General features: G+C 45.3%; 15 protein-coding genes and 1 CRISPR repeat array (1 of these 16 running past the window's edge). Of the genes, 7 read left to right on the top strand and 8 right to left on the bottom strand.

Going from position 1 to position 18,079, the window contains the following annotated elements:
* Nucleotides 1–247 precede the first annotated feature (247 nt).
* Nucleotides 248–577 carry a hypothetical protein gene (locus QUA42_RS14215; RefSeq protein WP_333137831.1) on the top strand — a complete coding sequence of 110 codons (330 nt, stop codon included), beginning with the start codon at nt 248–250 and terminating at the stop codon, nt 575–577.
* 147 nt (nt 578–724) lie between these two features.
* On the opposite strand, the gene QUA42_RS14220 is transcribed toward QUA42_RS14215, so the two are convergent.
* The 3 genes from QUA42_RS14220 to acs all read right to left on the bottom strand — a co-directional run bounded on the left by QUA42_RS14220 (nt 725) and on the right by acs (nt 4,362).
* Nucleotides 725–1,615 (bottom strand): thermonuclease family protein, encoded by an 891-nt coding sequence (locus tag QUA42_RS14220; RefSeq protein ID WP_333137832.1) that lies wholly within the window; start codon nt 1,613–1,615, stop codon nt 725–727.
* A gap of 96 nt (nt 1,616–1,711) precedes the next feature.
* Nucleotides 1,712–2,314 (bottom strand): ACP phosphodiesterase, encoded by a 603-nt coding sequence (locus tag QUA42_RS14225; RefSeq protein WP_333137833.1) that lies wholly within the window; start codon nt 2,312–2,314, stop codon nt 1,712–1,714.
* Nucleotides 2,315–2,391: 77 nt separating this feature from the next.
* Nucleotides 2,392–4,362: an acetate--CoA ligase gene (acs, locus tag QUA42_RS14230; RefSeq protein WP_333137834.1), complete on the bottom strand. Its 1,971-nt coding sequence runs from the start codon at nt 4,360–4,362 to the stop codon at nt 2,392–2,394.
* 270 nt (nt 4,363–4,632) lie between these two features.
* Between acs and QUA42_RS14235 the strand changes: the two genes are divergently transcribed.
* Both QUA42_RS14235 and galT read left to right on the top strand, forming a co-directional pair.
* A complete protein-coding gene (locus QUA42_RS14235) occupies nt 4,633–5,307 on the top strand; it encodes a restriction endonuclease subunit R (protein ID WP_333137835.1) in 675 nt (224 codons plus the stop codon).
* Nucleotides 5,308–5,550: 243 nt separating this feature from the next.
* The gene (galT, locus tag QUA42_RS14240) at nt 5,551–6,573 is read left to right on the top strand and encodes a galactose-1-phosphate uridylyltransferase (protein ID WP_333137836.1); all 1,023 of its coding nucleotides are present in this window, start codon (nt 5,551–5,553) and stop codon (nt 6,571–6,573) included.
* Between the two features lie 254 nt (nt 6,574–6,827).
* Here the strand turns inward: galT and QUA42_RS14245 are convergent, their stop codons facing one another.
* The gene (locus QUA42_RS14245; RefSeq protein WP_333041379.1) at nt 6,828–7,112 is read right to left on the bottom strand and encodes a hypothetical protein; all 285 of its coding nucleotides are present in this window, start codon (nt 7,110–7,112) and stop codon (nt 6,828–6,830) included.
* Nucleotides 7,113–7,268: 156 nt separating this feature from the next.
* Complete coding sequence (locus QUA42_RS14250) at nt 7,269–8,246, bottom strand: acetamidase/formamidase family protein (protein ID WP_333137837.1); 978 nt, start codon at nt 8,244–8,246, stop codon at nt 7,269–7,271.
* A 295-nt stretch (nt 8,247–8,541) separates the two neighbouring features.
* On the opposite strand from QUA42_RS14250, the gene QUA42_RS14255 reads away from it, so the two are divergent.
* Nucleotides 8,542–10,335, top strand: a complete 1,794-nt coding sequence (locus QUA42_RS14255) for a metallophosphoesterase family protein (protein ID WP_333137838.1) — start codon at nt 8,542–8,544, stop codon at nt 10,333–10,335.
* 511 nt (nt 10,336–10,846) lie between these two features.
* Here the strand turns inward: QUA42_RS14255 and QUA42_RS14260 are convergent.
* Both QUA42_RS14260 and QUA42_RS14265 read right to left on the bottom strand, forming a co-directional pair.
* A complete protein-coding gene (locus QUA42_RS14260; RefSeq protein WP_333137839.1) occupies nt 10,847–11,500 on the bottom strand; it encodes a hypothetical protein in 654 nt (217 codons plus the stop codon).
* 197 nt (nt 11,501–11,697) lie between these two features.
* A complete protein-coding gene (locus QUA42_RS14265) occupies nt 11,698–12,903 on the bottom strand; it encodes a DUF4336 domain-containing protein (RefSeq protein WP_333137840.1) in 1,206 nt (401 codons plus the stop codon).
* Between the two features lie 210 nt (nt 12,904–13,113).
* On the opposite strand from QUA42_RS14265, the gene leuB reads away from it, so the two are divergent.
* Nucleotides 13,114–14,199 (top strand): 3-isopropylmalate dehydrogenase, encoded by a 1,086-nt coding sequence (gene leuB, locus QUA42_RS14270; RefSeq protein ID WP_333137841.1) that lies wholly within the window; start codon nt 13,114–13,116, stop codon nt 14,197–14,199.
* A gap of 152 nt (nt 14,200–14,351) precedes the next feature.
* Here leuB and QUA42_RS14275 read toward each other — a convergent pair whose 3' ends face one another.
* A complete protein-coding gene (locus QUA42_RS14275) occupies nt 14,352–15,830 on the bottom strand; it encodes a bifunctional orotidine-5'-phosphate decarboxylase/orotate phosphoribosyltransferase (protein WP_333137842.1) in 1,479 nt (492 codons plus the stop codon).
* A gap of 193 nt (nt 15,831–16,023) precedes the next feature.
* Between QUA42_RS14275 and QUA42_RS14280 the strand changes: the two genes are divergently transcribed.
* Nucleotides 16,024–16,332, top strand: coding sequence for a pentapeptide repeat-containing protein (locus tag QUA42_RS14280; protein ID WP_333137843.1), 309 nt, complete (start codon nt 16,024–16,026; stop codon nt 16,330–16,332).
* Nucleotides 16,333–16,379: 47 nt separating this feature from the next.
* Nucleotides 16,380–17,090 (top strand): DUF547 domain-containing protein, encoded by a 711-nt coding sequence (locus QUA42_RS14285; RefSeq protein ID WP_333137844.1) that lies wholly within the window; start codon nt 16,380–16,382, stop codon nt 17,088–17,090.
* 244 nt (nt 17,091–17,334) lie between these two features.
* Nucleotides 17,335–18,079: direct repeats of the CRISPR family, unit length 37 nt; unit sequence GTTGCAATCAACCTAAATCCCTATCAGGGATTGAAAC; it runs 734 nt beyond the window's last position.

Here is an 18,079-nt window from a genome sequence, read left to right on the forward strand (position 1 = left end):
CAGCAGACAGTGATTAAAACTCCAGCGGGATTTCCTAAAATTTTTTCTCAGTAAAAACCCGCTATCTTTACTGCAACTTTACATTTAGTAGTAATTTCCCCGTTTTTATCTTTTTTTCCTACATACAAATACCTAATTATTAAGTTTAAAAAAATACGCATAAACACGCTTGAAACATAAGTTTTCCTAACTTAATCTATTATTAGGAGCATTACTAATAGTTCTTTAAGTTTAGGTTTAGATAAATATGATTAAATCAACGGGCTATATTGGATGTCTGAGCTTTGCTGTAATTTCTGCTATGATTGCCTATCCGTGTCAGGCACAAACCACTGTCAAATCGCAGACAAATGTAAATGCAACACAAAAGATTACAATTACCGAGTCACCAAATCTTGCTAACACTTCTGCCAGCAATCTCGGGAAAAATCCTAACATTTCTAAATCTTTTACCGTCTCAGAATTGAATACCACACCTCCTAACTCTAGTCTTCCTATAACAACTCCTCAAAATCAATCTGCACGCACAAATCCATTAGGATGCCGATTTTTTGATATTCCTTCAATGCAGCAATAAATGTTTCTGCATCTCTTGATAAATAGAATATCATGGCTGAATAGAGGGCGATCGTTTTTTAGCAACGCCCTCTATTTTTGCGATCTTACTTCCTCAGAAAATTATATATAGTAAAAAGGATTGATAAAATTCACTCTAGTTAAAATATTATCTGGGAAAGTCTGAAAGTTGTTTGATATCCTTCAAAACTATTTGAGGCTTCCCTTTGTACAGTTCTACTTTCCCACTGACATACACATATCCCCGTCCCAGGCCCGCATAACGCTTCTCGATTAGCCGCTTCAAGGGAGCTCTTTCATCAGTTTCAGCATCTGGTATCCACAAATCTAATTTATGATACACTGAACCAGCATAAATTAGAGCGCTCCCGCCGATCCATTTAGTAATTCCCGCCTGCAAATCGCAGAAAATAGTAATAGATTTAGCTCTCTCAGAAGCCGCTAATATTTTTGGGTAGTGCAACCTCAAAGAAAGCGCTCCTCCTGTTGCTTCCGACAACCGAAACTCTTCAACAATTGAGGCTCGCATCGACCACCAAGGCAGTAAATTAGCATAGTTGCGAGAGGGAATTTTGGCATTGATAATCGGATTCCAAATCATCAGATTGTAAGCTTTAGCTGCCGATTCTGCCTCAGTCATTGGGCGGTGATACAATCTGGAGCGCCCGTATTTCACAAAGTAGGGACTCCAGCCTTCGGCAATCAGTTTCAAATTGTAATTTTCTCCGTCTTTATGCACGTAACATAGTAGACGCCCGTAGTTATCGCGGTGTTTTTCCACCGCAATTTCTATCGGGTCATCTGTATCAAATTCTATGTCAACTGTAGCAAATCCGCCCTCTGCTGTGGCGAAATATTTTTTAGCCATTTCCGAAGCTGCTTTTCCCGCCGCAGTTATAGGTTTGGAGCCTCCTGAATGACTTTCTTCTGTATCGACGCAAATCAGGCGCAGAGACTCGGTTTTTCCGTTGAGAAAAATTTTGATGCTGTCGCCATCAACTACTTTAGTTATTTGCAGGTTCGGAATTCTGGTTGCCATATTTTGAACCCTGTTGCATTTGAGATTTCATGCAGTTATGGCTTGGATTATACACGAGTTCGTTATCGCGAGCAACTGGAATTTTTGTTTTTTATATTAAAATTTGCCAACAGTCGCGTATCTTATCAAATCGGGAAAAAAATCACGAAAATCCGATTCTAATCGTTGATAGTTAGCTGTCAAATCTTCTATGCCGCTTGCCAAGTTATTTGTGCGTTTTAGTCGCGCCGACATTCTTGTAAGAGTGATGCCGATTTCGGCAATTTCCTGATAAGATGAAAGCAAGTCGCGGGCGATTATTGTGGGCAGCACCCGCTGGAGAGAGTCAGGTAATATATCGCGGTTGTCTTGCAGGATTTTATAGACATCCTGAGAAAAATCCCGGAGCGGAATTTCTGAATATTCCAGCCAATTTTTAGCTAAGAAGTGGTCGTAAAACACGTCAATCAAAACTCCAGCAAACCTTCGTCTGTGGGAAGAAACAAGGCTTTTACTCGATCGCACTATTGCGTGAGAGTCCGTGTAGCTATCTACTTTGCGGTGCAAATCGATGCCCTTTCTAATTTCCTCGGGATAAAGGTTGACGGCCGAACCTTTGACAAAATCTCCTAAGAGGTTGCCAATCAGGGATTCTGGTGTGCCTTTTGATAAGAATAGATGAGCCAAATAATTCATTGCTACAGTAAAAATATCTAACATAGCATAAGGAGAAAGAGTAAGGTGCGCCGGGCAGTGCACCCTACTGCTATTAAGAACCTGCCCTGAAAAAAATCCCCTTACGAACCGCCGCGCAATTTATCCAAAACCGTCCGGTCTTCCAAGGTCGAAGTATCTCCAGAAACCTCTTCTCCCGCAGCTAAAGAACGCAGCAACCGGCGCATGATTTTGCCGCTTCGCGTTTTCGGCAAAGCATCGGTAAATCGAATTTCGCCGGGACGGGCGATCGCCCCAATTTCCTTAACAACGTGCTGCTTCAATTCCTTAGCCAATTCATCGCTAGGTTGCTGCGAGTTGTCCAGCGTGACAAAAGCCACAATGTCCTCACCTTTAATCTCATCCGGTTTACCAACAACCGCAGCTTCCGCCACCGCTGGATGCGATACCAAAGCCGACTCGACTTCCATTGTGCCGAGTCGGTGTCCTGCCACATTAATTACATCGTCAACGCGGCCCATTACCCAGAAATAACCGTCTTTGTCCTTGTGCGCGCCGTCCCCTGCAAAGTACACAAATTCGCCATCTTTCGGGTGCAAATATTCCCAATAGGTGCGGCGAAAACGGTCTGGATCGTTGTAAAGTGTACGCATCATTCCCGGCCAAGGATGTTTCACCACTAAATAACCGCCGCTTTCGTTAGTGACTGGTTCGCCATCTTGGTCAACAACATCGACCACAATTCCGGGGAACGGTAGGGTGGCAGAACCGGGTTTTGTAGGAATTGCACCGGGCAAAGCGGTAATCATAATTCCCCCGGTTTCTGTTTGCCACCAAGTATCGACGATCGGACAATTCGAGTTGCCAATTACGCGCTGATACCACATCCAAGCTTCGGGATTGATCGGTTCGCCGACGGTTCCTAACAATCGTAAAGATGACAAATTGCGCGCATTCGGCAAGTGTTCACCCATTTTCATGAATGTTCTGATCGCAGTGGGTGCAGTGTAGAAAACTGTGACGCCGTATTTTTCGATCACATCCCAAAAACAGCCTGGGTTGGACGCGCGGGGTGCACCTTCGTACATGATTGTGGTCGCGCCGTTGGAAAGCGGGCCGTAGACTATGTAACTGTGGCCTGTAATCCAGCCTACGTCTGCGGTGCACCAGTAGACATCGGTATCTTGAAGGTCGAAGATCCACTTGGTGGTCATGTGGGTGTAAAGGTTGTAGCCACCTGTGGTGTGGACGACTCCTTTCGGTTTGCCGGTACTGCCGCTGGTGTAGAGTACGAACAGCATATCTTCGCTGTCCATCGGTTCGGCGGGGCAGTCGGCGGAAGCGTCTTTTTGCAACTCGTGCCACCAGTGATCGCGCCCGGGTTCCATGTGCACTTCCTGTTTGGTACGCTGGACGACGAGAACGTTGGTAACGCTGGGTGCGACGTTGTTGGCGAGGGCTTTGTCTACTTGTGCTTTGAGGCCAACTGCTGCATCTTTGCGGAAGCCACCGTCTGCGGTGATGACGAGTTTTGCTTCGCCATCGTTTAGCCGATCGCGCAAAGCTTCTGCACTAAATCCGCCAAAAACAACGCTGTGTACTGCACCGATTCTGGCGCAGGCTAGCATGGCGATCGCAGCTTCGGGAATCATCGGCATATAAATGCCGACGCGATCGCCCTTTTGAACTCCCAATTCTTTGATGACGTTCGCCATTTGGCAGACTTCGCGGTGGAGTTGCGCGTAGGTGAGGGTGCGAGAGTCTCCGGGTTCGCCTTCCCAAATCAGGGCGGCTTTATTTTTGCGCCAAGTGGTTAAGTGGCGATCGAGACAATTGTAAGAAATGTTAATTTTGCCGTTGACAAACCATTTAGCAAAAGGCGGCTGCCAGTCGAGCACGGTATCCCAGTTTTGGAACCAGTGCAATTCTTGGGCGGCAAGTTCTGCCCAGAATGCTTGGGGGTCAGCTTTGGCTTTATCGTAGAGGGCTTGGTACTCTTCTAAGCTTTTGATGTGTGCTTTTTCTGAGAATTCAGCGGGCGGGTGAAATAGGCGTTTTTCATGAAGAATTGATTCGATGGTATCTTGTGACATTGCTTTTTCTGTAACTGCATCTACTTCTTTAAACTATTTTGTACGCAATTGACCGCAAAAATATCTTTAGTTTCGTTAAGAATTTTGGTGATTGTGTAAATGTTGGGGCGGTGGCTGTTTATTTGAAAATTATAATGGCATCGAATCTTGAGGCTAAATAAAGTTCGATAGAGCTTCGTTTCGGGTAAAGTTTTCATATAAAATATTGTACAAGTTTTAGTTTAATAGTATAATGATGTGAAGCTGCTTGAAAAGAATTATTCAACCTAAATGATAGGGAAAAGCATAACCCAAAATTTAGAAGCAAGCCAACTGTCGCTAAATGACGTTTGCCGCCTTCTCAAACTGGAAGAGCGAGAAGGAGATGCCTTCACCGATTTTTTCTCTTTGGAACCGCTGTCAGAATTAGAACAGCAGGAAATATTAAAAATTAGAACTGACTTTCGACGCTACTTATCCGCCGGAAAAGTTTCAGAAGAACTTGTTAAATTTTTAGTGCTTTCACCGTTAATGAGATTAGCAGGATTTTTTGATATTCCGATCGTGCTGACAATGGGAGATAGCATCCCGATCCAGGTTGAGGATGGGGATACTTTAATTAAAGGGCGGTTGGATGTCTTAGCCGTAAATCAGCCGGATGCAGAGCTCGCGGTGGCACAGTTTTGGATTTTGGTAGTCGAGGCGCAAAATAGTGCGATCGATCCTTGGGCCGGTTTGCCGCAATTGCTGACTTATGCTTATAAAAGTTTGCAGCAGCAATCGTCTGTTTGGGGATTGACAACGAATGGCGAAAGTTATCGGTTTTTGCGGGTGACGCGCGGAAATCCTTGCACTTATCAGATTTTACCGGAATTGAACTTGATTTACAAAGAGCGACCGCTCTTGTTAGTGCAAGTGTTGAAAGCTATTTGCAAGTTGCAGAATGTGCAGTTGCAGTTGGCTTAATCTCTGCAATTAAAATCTGTGCTTGCCTGTACTGCCTAGACAGATATTCTGTAAGATCGCGAGCAACCACTGTAGTCCCTACTCGCCCTCTTTCCTCGATGCCAACTGTTGTTAACTTTTGTTGGGAAACGGCTGGGAAAATTAGAAATCAAGATTTGTTAAAAAATTGCAATAGGGAATGACAACATACAAATTTTTCTATACAATAATAAACGGTTAAGCCCTACAAGTGAAGGTAAAAAAGTGTCTGAACTTAGACAAAATTTAATTACCAGAGATTGGGTAATCATCGCCACCGAACGGGCGACAAGACCAGATCAATTTGCTAACAAAAAAAAGTGCGAAATATTAGTGCCACCGCACCGTGCCGATTGCCCCTTTTGCGTGGGAAATGAGGAAGACGGAACCTTAGAAACTTGCCGTTTGGGCGATCGCGCTGGCTGGAAAGTCAGGGCAATTTATAACAAATATCCCGCCCTCTCCCCGACAGCAGAATGGATGAGGATATCATCGGGAATTCACCGCACGATGGCGGGAATCGGCGTTCACGAGGTAATTGTCGAACACCCGCGGCACGATTTGACGACAGCTTTGTTGAGCGTTGAAGAAGTTGCAAACATACTTTTAGTATACCGCCAGCGCTATGTAGAAATTAGAAAAAATCCCCACATTGAAACAATTATTATCTTCAAAAATCACGGCGAAACTGCCGGAACTTCTCTCGAACACCCCCACTCGCAGATAGCAGCGACGCCCGTTGTACCCAGCCAATTTCGCAGCCGCATTGACGAAGCTATTAGATATTTTGATGACACGGGAGAATGTCTGTTTTGCCGGACTTTGGAAGATGAATTAGCCGCGCGAGAAAGAGTGATTTGTGAGAGTGAACATTTTGTGGCTTTTATCCCTTACGCTGCACTTTCACCGTTTCACACTTGGATTTTTCCGCGCCGCCATTCCTCTTCGTTTGATGAGATTACTGATGCGGAACTTACGGATCTTGCCTATACTTTAAAAACTGTACTGGCTAAGTTTTATTACGGATTGAACAATCCCGATTACAACTATAATATTCGATCGGTGCCGATCGCCCAACGGGCAACAAAATACTTTCACTGGTATATCGCCATTATTCCCAGAGTCACCAAGCAAGCAGGGTTTGAGTTGGGCAGCGGGATGTTTATCAATACTGCTTTGCCTGAAGAAAGTGCGGCGTTTTTGCGATCGATCGAAATTCCTAGTGACAGTAATTTCCCCCCCATCTAAAGTATCCTACATCACAATAGGTCAAATTTACTTCAAATTGGGGTGGAAATGCACGCAGGCAGTCTGAATTGCGAGTCTGTCTTGGGGGAGGAAAGTGATATTATTTGAGATTTGATATTTGAGATTAAAAAATTGGGGATAACGAATGATCTAAGGGTTTAGATCACCCGGCTACAGTTGCATTCTTTTGTGAAACTGGTATCATTTACGAGCTCAAGTTATGAAGGTACAAATACTTAGGCATTGTACCAAACTCACAATAAACTTTCGACATACTGCCAGCCGTCGTCGCTAAAAGTAGCTCTCAACATATCTCTAATTTTGGCATCGATCGATAATATCCCCTCGCCAGACTCACCATTCTCGCCGATTTCGCAACTGTCTTCAGACATATGTTCTTGGATGTGGGCCAGAGTATGGGCGAAATTAGCCAGAAAATAATGTTCGTGCACCCACGCTGTCGGATCTGGTATTTCTGCACTCCCAAAAGCTCGATCGACTAAATCTTTTTTGGCAACATCGTCAGTCTGGTTTTTCATGTTGAGTTCGATTTAGGTAGAACTGGTAACTTATCCTATTTTAAGCTTAATTGTCAACAGGATGGCGATCCCGATCGACCACAGCAGTGACAAATTTGTGTATTGTGTGCGATCGCGATCGTAATTTTTTTGTCGATCGCGTGTTATCATTTTACCTCAAACTCGGTGGTCAATAATGTTCACATCGGGCAAAATACACTTGGGCATCATTCCGTGAACTCCTTTCTGAGGATTGTTGACAGCCTGCGTAACCCGAAAATTTACGGCAATGGAACACAAAACATAAGCATCTTCCTCTTTGAAACCCGCAAACTTTTGCAACCAATAAACCGTCTGTTTGACCGCCATCTCAAACGCTTCATCTAATGTTCTACCGAATCCCATAATTACAATATGAGTGGGCGTTTCTGCAAACGGAAACATCAAAATAAAATCTTTGCGTAAGATGATTTGAATAGTCCCGTTCATCGAAGTTTCTATAGCAGTACCGTCAACTTCACCGTCTCCTTGTGCCGAATGTCCGTCACCGATGGACAGTAAACCGCCGCGCAGAAAAACAGGTAAAAATAACCGCGTTCCTGCTTGGAGTTCCTGATTGTCCATATTGCCGCCGTAGCGCTCTGGAGGAATAGAAGAACGGTTGATTTCGGCATTGGCGACGCCGATAATTCCAAAAAAAGGACGCAGGGGAATCCCAAGGCGGCTACCTGGGGGAAATTCCGCAGTTTTTTGCTGTAAATCTAGCGGAATAAACCGCAATTTAGGTTCGGAAAAATAGTCAGGTAATGCTCCCCATCCGGCACGAATTGCATTAAATCCGACTGGCAAACTTGGGTAAACATCCTCAATGTGAATTTCTAAAACGTCTGCCGGTTCGGCATTATTAACATAAATCGGGCCTGTTAGCAAGTGGGGCCCGGGGCCAACTTTGCGGTGGGGAGGCAAATTCTGACAAATATCTAAAAATTCCGGCGTCAGAAATTCGGGCGGGGCCTTGTCAGCAACATAATATCCTGAATAGGTTTCGATGTCGATGCGATCGCCCGAATCCACCCTTAAAGCAGGTTCGATATTCGGAGAGAAACCGCCCAAGTGTACGGTGTTGCAGTTAGCCTTGAGAAGGTGGCGAGTCATGGGATTTTAGATTTTAGATTTTAGATTGAAGGAAGGGTGTTAAAAATGTTATATCGCAAGTCTCAAGCATTTTTGAGAAAGATTTTTTTTAATGAACCGCAGAGGGCGCAGAGGGCGCAGAGAAAGAGAATTGAGAGATAAGAAGATGTCAAAAAAGGGTTGAGGTTTCTTATATCTGAGATATTCTACTAATTTCTTAACTTTTTGATAACCTTGGCAGTTTAAAATTTCGAGTCGAGAATCTACAATCGATTGCTTTTTTTTCTGCTTACTAATGACTTATGGCTAATGAATTATGTTGACACCATTGCCAGATCAATTAGAAAATTCTAGAGATTTACCCCGCAATCCCTGGTTTTTTGCCGTCCTCTTTCTGATTGTCCTATTGCTAGGTTTCATTATGCAATCTTACCTCAACCAACCTCAACTTTTAACCGATCCATTTCTGCAACTCCCAACAGCAAACTCGGTGCGAGTTGTCTGGTTCACCGAGTTTGCCGGTACTCGCAACACGGTTGCTTACGGCGAAAATCTGAATGAAATTGCGGCTGCAAATACTACGAAGCTAAGCCGCACTCGCGAAGACAAAGACTCGCGCATCTCCGATGAAATCAAACAAAGCATAATTGACAGCAATCCAATTCTCCGCGACATCTGGCGCCACGAAGCAGAAGTCTCCAATTTAATGCCCGGTGTTCGCATTCCTTATCGAGTCACCAGCGAAAGGAAAGACGGCGCATCTGTCAGCAGCAAAGTTTTCACTCTTTCTCCAACACCAGCAGCAGGAAGGGCGCTCAAAATTCTCCTCACTTCCGACCATCAATTGATGCCTATGACAGCAGCAAATCTCCAGAAAGTAGCCGAAACAATTGGGAGAGTTGACGCGGTTTTTATGGCAGGGGATTTAATTAATATACCCGATCGCGCTTCTGAATGGTTTGACGACTACCAAGGCCGCGCCTTCTTTCCCGCGCTGCAAGGTCGGGCATTTTCCGCACTCGACAAAAACGGCATCAAAACCGTTTACAGCGGCGGCGAACTGATCCAACACGCGCCTTTATTTCCCGCCATTGGCAATCACGAAATCATGGGTAGGTATTCAAATAGCAGCACACTCTACGAGCAGTTTCACGATCCTTTTCCCCGCGCCGCTGCCGAGAAAATATACGCTCAACGTGCTGTATCTTTGAATCCCAATAATGACCCTTCAGTGCGCGAAATTTGGCTAAAAAACAATACTTTTAATAGCGATACATATGACGAAATTTTTAATTTAGGGGGTAACAAAAAATACTATGCGGTGACTTTTGGGGACGTGCGGTTAGTAACTTTGTATGTTACGAATATCTGGCGGACTCCGAATTTAGATCCGGGTGCCAGAGGCAGGTATCGCGAACGAGACGAAGATTTTAATAAGCCTGAAAAATGGGGATACGGACAGCATATTTTTGAGCCGATTGTCAAGGGTAGCGCTCAATATACTTGGCTGCAACAAGAGTTAAAGAGTTCGGAGTTCCAGCAGGCAAAATATAAAATTGTAATGTTTCACCACCCGCCGCATTCTCTGGGCGACAATATTGTACCTGCTTATACTGATCCAGTGCAAATAGTCGATCGCGCTCTCGATGGCGAGATTAAAATGGTGCGTTACGAGTATCCGAAACAGCAAGATTATCTGATTCGGGATGTAGTGCCGCTACTAGAAACAGCGGGGGTGCAGTTGGTATTTTACGGACATTCGCACTTGTGGAATCGGTTTGTAAGTTCCAGCGGAATGCACTTTTTGGAGACTTCTAATGTGGGCAACAGTTACGGTGCTTTTGCGGGGGAAAAGCGCCGATTTGTGCCGCCGGCATATCGGGAAGATTACAGCGCTATTGGAGACCCGAACGGATTGGAACCTGTGGTGCCGACTGTGGCGCCTTTGTTGGGAGAAGACGGGCGGCCGTTGCCGTATATTGATAGCAATGATATTACGGCTTTTACTATTTTTGATACGGGGGAGGGTATGGTTAGCAGCTACTATTTTGATACGCGCAAACCGGAGTCGCAAGTGGTGAAGTTTGATGAGTTTAAGTGCGAAAGGTAAGGGCACGGCAATGCCCTGTCCCTACAGATATCTGATTGAACTGAGATGTTGCACTATTCTCAATTAGCTGTTTAGGAACGGGCATCTTGCCGGTTCCACAATAATATTGAGTTGTGTGGAACTGGCAAGATGCCTGTTTTTGAGAATAATGCAAGATGTAATACCAAGTTGCATTCTGATGTAGAATCTAGTTGAGGGTGATAAATGTCAAATAATTTGAAATTTCCGAAAAAATTCGGCTTTTGACTCCACCGTCTTATACCCCCGAATTAATGCCCGTTGAACATCTGTGAGAAGATTTACGAGAAAAATACTTTATTTAATAACCGAATATTCAAGTCAATGTCTAAGGTAGTCGATGAACTTTGTCCTGGAGTTGTCAATCTAGCATCTAGTCCGGAACGCTTGCGTTCCATGACTTATTTCCCACATTTTAGAATAAGCTCATTGAACGCAACTTAGTATCAGCTTATACAACAGACCTACAAGGTTCGCTGGAAAAAAAGTCGAGCTAATCGCTCACTGAAAACGTGTTAATACTTTGTTCAAACGTGGGCCTGCGCTGTTCAAATTCCTCAGCACTGGTAGAGAATGCAACAATCCACATATTGCTCCCTTGCTTAATCGTGTACATTATCTGTTTGGCAGTTACACCCGAAATTGTTGCTTCTATCACGATCTGACCTGCCTGATAGCGGTCAAGCGACACCTTCTTCTGCTCCACGACACGAAATTCGCTGGGTAATTGTTTGGTAATCAGATCCAAGTATGTATCTATTGTCACTGTAGAGCCAACTGACTCTCTAGCAATAGCGACATTACTCAGAAAATTGGGTTTACCAACCTTCGAGTCAAAAGCCCAAATGACGAATGCGGATGGATTCTGTTTGAGAGACTGAGCTATCTGCTGATAGTAGGGCCCCAAAGATTCCAGCTTTTGAACCACCACGTCCAGATTTTGGCTGAGATCTCCGCCGCTATAACTCTCCGGTAACTGCAATTGTGCACCGCGTCCCTCAAATTTTTTCCAACCTGGGATGCTGGTGGTTTGTGTGGCGACAAACGGACTTGATGCCTGTTTTTGAGAGGTTTCTGGCTGCTTGCAGCCTATGACTAGGCTTGGTAGCAACAGACAGAGTATCAGCAAAAAGTTTTTCTTATTCATGGAATTACGGTTTATACCCCAACTTGGTATCACTCATGATTGTACGTCTGAACGCAACTTGGTATAAGATTAAACTGAGATGTTGCACCCTTCTTAATTACCTGTTTAGGAACGGGCAAGATGCCCGTTCCACAATAACATTGAGTTTTGGGGAACAGGCATCTTGCCTGTTCTTAACAAAGGTGCAAGATGTAAGATTAAACCTTGTCTTTCGCAGGCGGAACCAAACCGGTTTTATTCAAACCCGCATCAATTTGCCTGAGCAATTTAAAATCATCTTCGGGTAAGGAATTAACAGGCGAGTGTTTTTCCAGAAATGAGAATGCTTGGCGAAATTCACGCGGCCGGGAGTCGATCGCACCATCGAAGTGACAAGGTACAATCCTTTGAAAGTCCCAACTCACCACTGTATCCACCCAATCAAGAGTTTCCCTCGGGGCGCGGTTGAGAATCAATGTCTGCAAAATCGGCGCGACAAACAACCGCCCTCCTCCCCGCAAAGCCTCAAAAGATCGCTCCCAATGTGTTTTCCACTTGAATGGATACAACCCGAAATAAGCTTTCCTAGAGCGTTCTGGCGCTTGGCGCGCGCTGGCTAACACCTCCGACCACGGCGGCACTTCCAGCACGCTAGGCGTAAAATACATGGCAAATAAGGCGATTCTCTGCCACCCTTTGCGCCGATTTTCGTGGGTGTCTGCCACCGTGTCCAAGGCGCTGTCTTTGGCGTGAAACAGCAGCGGGTACGAGTCGAGTTGGACGATCGCGGGCGGATTTTCGGGAATCGAAACTATGGAATCTGTTAACATCAGCGTGCGCGATCGCCTGTGAAATAACGCAACTTCAGCAAATTTGCCCAAACCCAGGTTGAGGGGGCCGAGAATTGCCCAGTCAAATTGATCGGCTAACGGCGTGTTGCTGCTGTCAAGGGGCAGTACAGAGGTGCGTTTTGCGGGCAAACCCAGCCAACTCAGCGGCAAATTCACGGGGAAACTCCACTGCTGCGGGGCCACCAACACCTGCGCTTCGGGAAAACTCCTCGCAAAGGGGCCGACAAAAACTTTGTGCTCGATGCCGGAAACCGTTGTCAGCAGGATGTACTTCACCTCGCCGTGCTCTGCTACTAACTCTTTTACCAAGCGGATGCACTCAGGAGTCGGTGCAACGGGGGCGTAGACGAGAAGGCCTTCGGGTTCTAGTTTAATTACTGTCATCCGAATCGGGACGACAACGTAGAAAATGCCTTGTAGTTGGTCAAAAGTCCAGATTGTGTCCTTGACTATTTCCTTGCGGATGGTGCGCCGCTTGCTGTAGGGATAGAGGGGGACGACCGGCCAAAAGGCCCAAGAATAGTCCCGAGAATCAATCTGTGCTGATGTTGGTATGCCTTCGCCCTCTGTCACTGCGCGACTCCTTGCCGATTTTTTTGTACGTGCGTGCGATCGAACTATTGTTAGTTATAGATTAAGTTATCGTCTTTATCAATCGGCGGTTGAAACCGCTTAAGAGTCAAACGAAGTCTGCCTCTGCGGACTAAGAGATCGAGAATGAATTTTTAGCTAGCTTGTCCTGATACAATGATAAGCTCGCAAAAATTTCTCAACTTACTAGATATGACTCAAAACTACCGCATCACTCTTTTACCAGGAGACGGCATCGGCCCTGAAATTATCGCTGTGGCGGTAGATGTCCTGAAACTTGTCGGTCAACAATTGGACATCGGCTTTGAATTTCAAGAAGCTTTAATGGGCGGCGCTGCTATTGACGCAACAGGCAATCCGCTGCCAGAAGAAACACTGGAAAAATGCCGCAACTGCGATGCAGTATTGTTGGCAGCGATTGGCGGTTACAAGTGGGATAATTTGCCCCGCGAACAGCGCCCGGAAACGGGATTATTAGGACTGCGCGCCGGATTGGGATTGTTTGCAAATTTGCGTCCTGCGACTATTTTACCGCAATTGGTTGATGCTTCTAGTTTGAAACGGGAAGTTGTCGAAGGCGTGGATATTATGGTCATCCGCGAACTCACAGGCGGCATTTATTTCGGCAAACCGAAAGGTATTTTTGAGACGGAAACAGGCGAAAAACGCGGTGTTAATACGATGGCTTACACCGAGTCGGAAATTGACAGAATCGGGCGAGTCGCTTTTGAGACGGCCAGGAAGCGGGGAAAAAGGCTGTGTTCCGTTGATAAAGCGAATGTTTTGGATGTTTCGCAACTGTGGCGCGATCGTATTATTGCCCTTTCTTCAGAATACCCTGATGTCGAACTTTCTCATCTCTACGTTGACAACGCCGCCATGCAGTTAATTCGCTGGCCGAAACAGTTCGATACAATTGTCACCGGCAATTTATTCGGCGACATTCTTTCCGATGCGGCGGCGATGCTAACTGGTAGTATTGGGATGCTGCCTTCTGCTAGTTTGGGAGCAACCGGGCCGGGAGTTTTTGAACCCGTGCACGGTTCCGCACCAGACATCGCCGGACAAGATAAAGCAAATCCCATCGCCCAAGTTTTGAGTGCGGCAATGATGCTGCGCTACGCCTTAAATCAGCCGGAAGCTGCTAATAAAATTGAGCAAGCAGTTGTCGAAGTTTTGGATCGAGGTTATCGCACTGGTGATATCATGTCGGAAGGCATGAAACTCGTCGGCTGTCGGGCAATGGGCGATGCTTTAATTGAAGTTTTGCAAGCTTAATCTCGCTTGTTACTCGTTCCCAGGCTCTGCCTGGTAACGCATTTCAGGAGGCTCTGCCTCCATTAAAACAAGCCAAACGAGACAGAAATTTGGAGGCAGAGCCTCCGGATATTAATTACCAGGCAGAGCCTGGTAACTAGATTTTTTTTACTTTAATGTTCCGCTGTCAAAAGATTGAATTGATCGGTATCAATGCGATTTGCTTGATACAAAGTTTGAGCAATTTCCGAAAGCGCTAACACAGAATGTGCGCGATAACCGTTGGCTTTCATCTTATCTTTAACTCCCTGTTCGTGGTCGATTAATACCACGATATCTTCCACATTCAAGCCAGCCGATTTTAACTTAGCCGCGCCTTCCATCACGCTTTTGCCACTAATCAAAATGTCATCGACTACCACAATCGTTTCTCCTGCCTGAAAATGCCCCTCAATTAACTTGCCGGCACCGTAAGTTTTCACCTCCTTGCGCGGAAAAATCATCGGGCGTTCCATCCGCAATGCTAAACCGGTGGCTGTGGGTAAAGAACCGTAGGGAATTCCGGCAATGCGATCGAATTTTAAATCCTTGAGAATGTCTGCATAAGCGCTGACAATTTGATGGAAAATCTGAGGAATTGAGATAATTTTCCGCAAGTCGATGTAATATGGAAATACGGCGCCCGATGCTTGTACGTGGTCGCCAAAAACTACGCAGCCGATGTCATAAAGTTGTAAAATTAAATCGCGGTGAGGTTCGGGTTGCAAAAAGCAAACATCGGGCAACCACAATTCGCAAGTTGGACTACCTTCGATCGCCTTTAGCCTCAGTTGATTAATATTATCCCGCAATTTCTCAATTTCTCGGCGCGGCTCTTTCCCCGCTAATAAACTCGGGGGGACTGGCAGCAATAAACCTTCACCATTCTTGCTTAAACCGGCCGCCAGCAGTTGTGCGAGGTCGTTTTCTTCTGTGAGATCAATTTCTTCGGCGATGTCTCCTTCGACTAAAATTAGGCGTTCAGGAGCGGCTTGGCGGATGCGGGCTAACATATCCGGCATTACTCCTACTTCTAAACCGAGTTTTTCTGGAGTTCCCCAAGTTTGAGAAAGTCGGACTAATTGCAAGTACAAAGGATTTTCTGGCGTCGGGTATTCTTGCACAGCCTCGGCTGAGGGGTTGGCGGTGGCACAGAGTACAAAAACAGTTTTTCCGGCGTATAACAAAAAAGGCGCTACTTGGTCGAATCCGGCATAGGGACTTAAAGTAATAGCATCAACTCGCCAGTCTTGAAATACAATTTTGGCAAACACTGTGCTGGTATTTAAATCGCAGTGTTTGGCATCTAAAATTACTGGCAGGTGAGGGGGAATAATTGTTAAAATTTCTTGCAGCAATGCCCAACCGGGAATACCGAGAGATTGGTAAAAACCGAGGGTGATTTTGCAAGCACAAATTAAATCGGATGTTTGGTCGATCGCACTTTTTAGCTTTGCCAACAAATCAGTTACAAAACTTTGAGTTTCCTCCCCCGTCATGGAAACCAGCGGGGGCAAGGTTTCTGGGTCTGGATCGAGGGCTAAATACAGCAAACTTTGATTGTTTTCAACAGCGGCTAACAGTTTATCGAAAAAGTCGGTGCGATCGCTCATAGTGTGTTAGGAAGGTAAGGGGAATTAAAAAAATTGCAGATCAAAGCGGAATTGGTGTTGGGCCGGAAGAAACCGATCCCCGTTGAAATTGAAATTAAGAATCTTTTAAGATTGTAGAATGTAAAGAGCAGGAAATCTGTAACTTTGCGAGCAGTTTCATGGGGAATGATTTTCGGGTTGGCTACACAGGTGATTGCACCTAAGCCCCAGCAAGTCAATTAGTTGTGGTAAACTAACCAGTGTCCGGGCGGCGATTTCTCGGCATTTCCTGCGGCAGGCGAGTTTAGCAAATGCCCATTTGCAAGCGGCAGATTTGAGAGAAGCAAATTTTAGAGAAGCTAATTTATTGGGGGCAAATTTGAGCGGGGCTTGTTTGTGGCAAGCTAATTTACAAGGCGCTAATTTGACTCAAGTTAATTTAATCCAGAGCCCGTTTGACGGGGTTAATTTAAAAAATACTACCTTTGTAGGTGTTATTTCGGTTGACGGTAGTATTAAATAGAAGCATAAGTTAAAGCCATGCCCGCCTTATATTATGGATAGTAATAAATGATCGCTACGATCGACTTTACGATTTGGGACGAGTTGCTGCAACGCTACGTTGACGATTTGGGCCGCGTCAATTATCGGGGCTGGAAAGCTGAGGGGGCGGATGTTTTGAGGGCGTGGCTGGAAAGTTTGGCGGATGTGGATTTGGCGGATGGTACTGATGCGGATGCGCGGCTGGCGTTGTGGCTGAATGCGTACAATGCGATCGCAATTTCTCAAGTTCTCGAAGTATATCCGATCGCGTCGATCCGTCCCAAAGTTTTGGGAATTCCCAACTGGCTGAGTTTTTTGGATTTTTTCACTCGTTCAAATTCGATTATTGGCGGCAAAAAGTACAGTCTCAATCAAATCGAACACGCAATTTTGCGGCCGGAATTTGCCGAACCGCGCATCCATTTTGCATTAGTTTGCGCTTCTGTCGGGTGCCCGCTGCTGCGCCGGGGGGCTTATTTCCCGGAGTCGGTACGGACTCAACTAGAAGCGGATGCCAGCCGTTTTATTCACAATCCTGATAAGGTGCGATATGATGCCGAGAAAAAGACGCTTTATTTGAGCAAGATTTTTAAGTGGTACGGCGAGGATTTTGTAAAGGCGGCGGGTTCGGTGGCTGAGTATGTGGGCGGTTATTTGGGGCCCGAGGCGGCTGTGGGTGATGGATGGGCGATCGTTTTTTTGCCTTACGACTGGAATTTGAATCGGGTTGATGGATAAAATTTGCGCCTAGGGGTAGGTGTTTTTTTGAGGGGGTAATTTTTTTCGGCTGTATCAGTTGCGTAGTATGGGTTTAAGGCACTTTATGAAAAATCCGACGCAAATGCTGTATTGCTTGCTGTCAAAGGTTTTGAGGTTTGTTTAAAATTTTGCCTCTTGACAGGTCGGTATTGAAAAGGTACTTTTAGTACAGACGCAAACGAACCTGGAAAACTAAATACAGTAAGAGTGTCAGAAACCAACTGTTGCAATCAACCTAAATCCCTATCAGGGATTGAAACCTGTGCTTGCACCGATTATTGATAATGCTCACAATGTTGCAATCAACCTAAATCCCTATCAGGGATTGAAACATCCGGTTGAATCGGTTTTGATTTTGCAGATCACGTTGCAATCAACCTAAATCCCTATCAGGGATTGAAACCTGGCAACCGTGTTATTCGGGGGAACCTCGGTTAAAAAAGTTGCAATCAACCTAAATCCCTATCAGGGATTGAAACACTGGAACAGAAGCGCAATTGTACGCTCCGATATAGTTGCAATCAACCTAAATCCCTATCAGGGATTGAAACACGTATCCTTTAGCTATGAACGGCGACTCTTTGAGTTGCAATCAACCTAAATCCCTATTAGGGATTGAAACACAGCTTCCGCCCAACCAGTTGCTGAAAGATACGTTGCAATCAACCTAAATCCCTATTAGGGATTGAAACATACTATCGCTTATATATCTGTAATAATAATCATGTTGCAATCAACCTAAATCCCTATCAGGGATTGAAACCCATCGTATAACACTGAGAAAGATTCATACGATACACAGTTGCAATCAACCTAAATCCCTATCAGGGATTGAAACTTTTATTCGGGATATCTGCATTATCTGAGAAGAGTTGCAATTAACCTAAATCCCTATCAGGGATTGAAACGGCTGCACAATGTCGATCGGGAATTTTTGCGAAACTGTTGCAATCAACCTAAATCCCTAT

It is taken from the genome of Microcoleus sp. Pol11C2, assembly GCF_036701505.1.
Taxonomy (GTDB): domain Bacteria; phylum Cyanobacteriota; class Cyanobacteriia; order Cyanobacteriales; family Microcoleaceae; genus Microcoleus.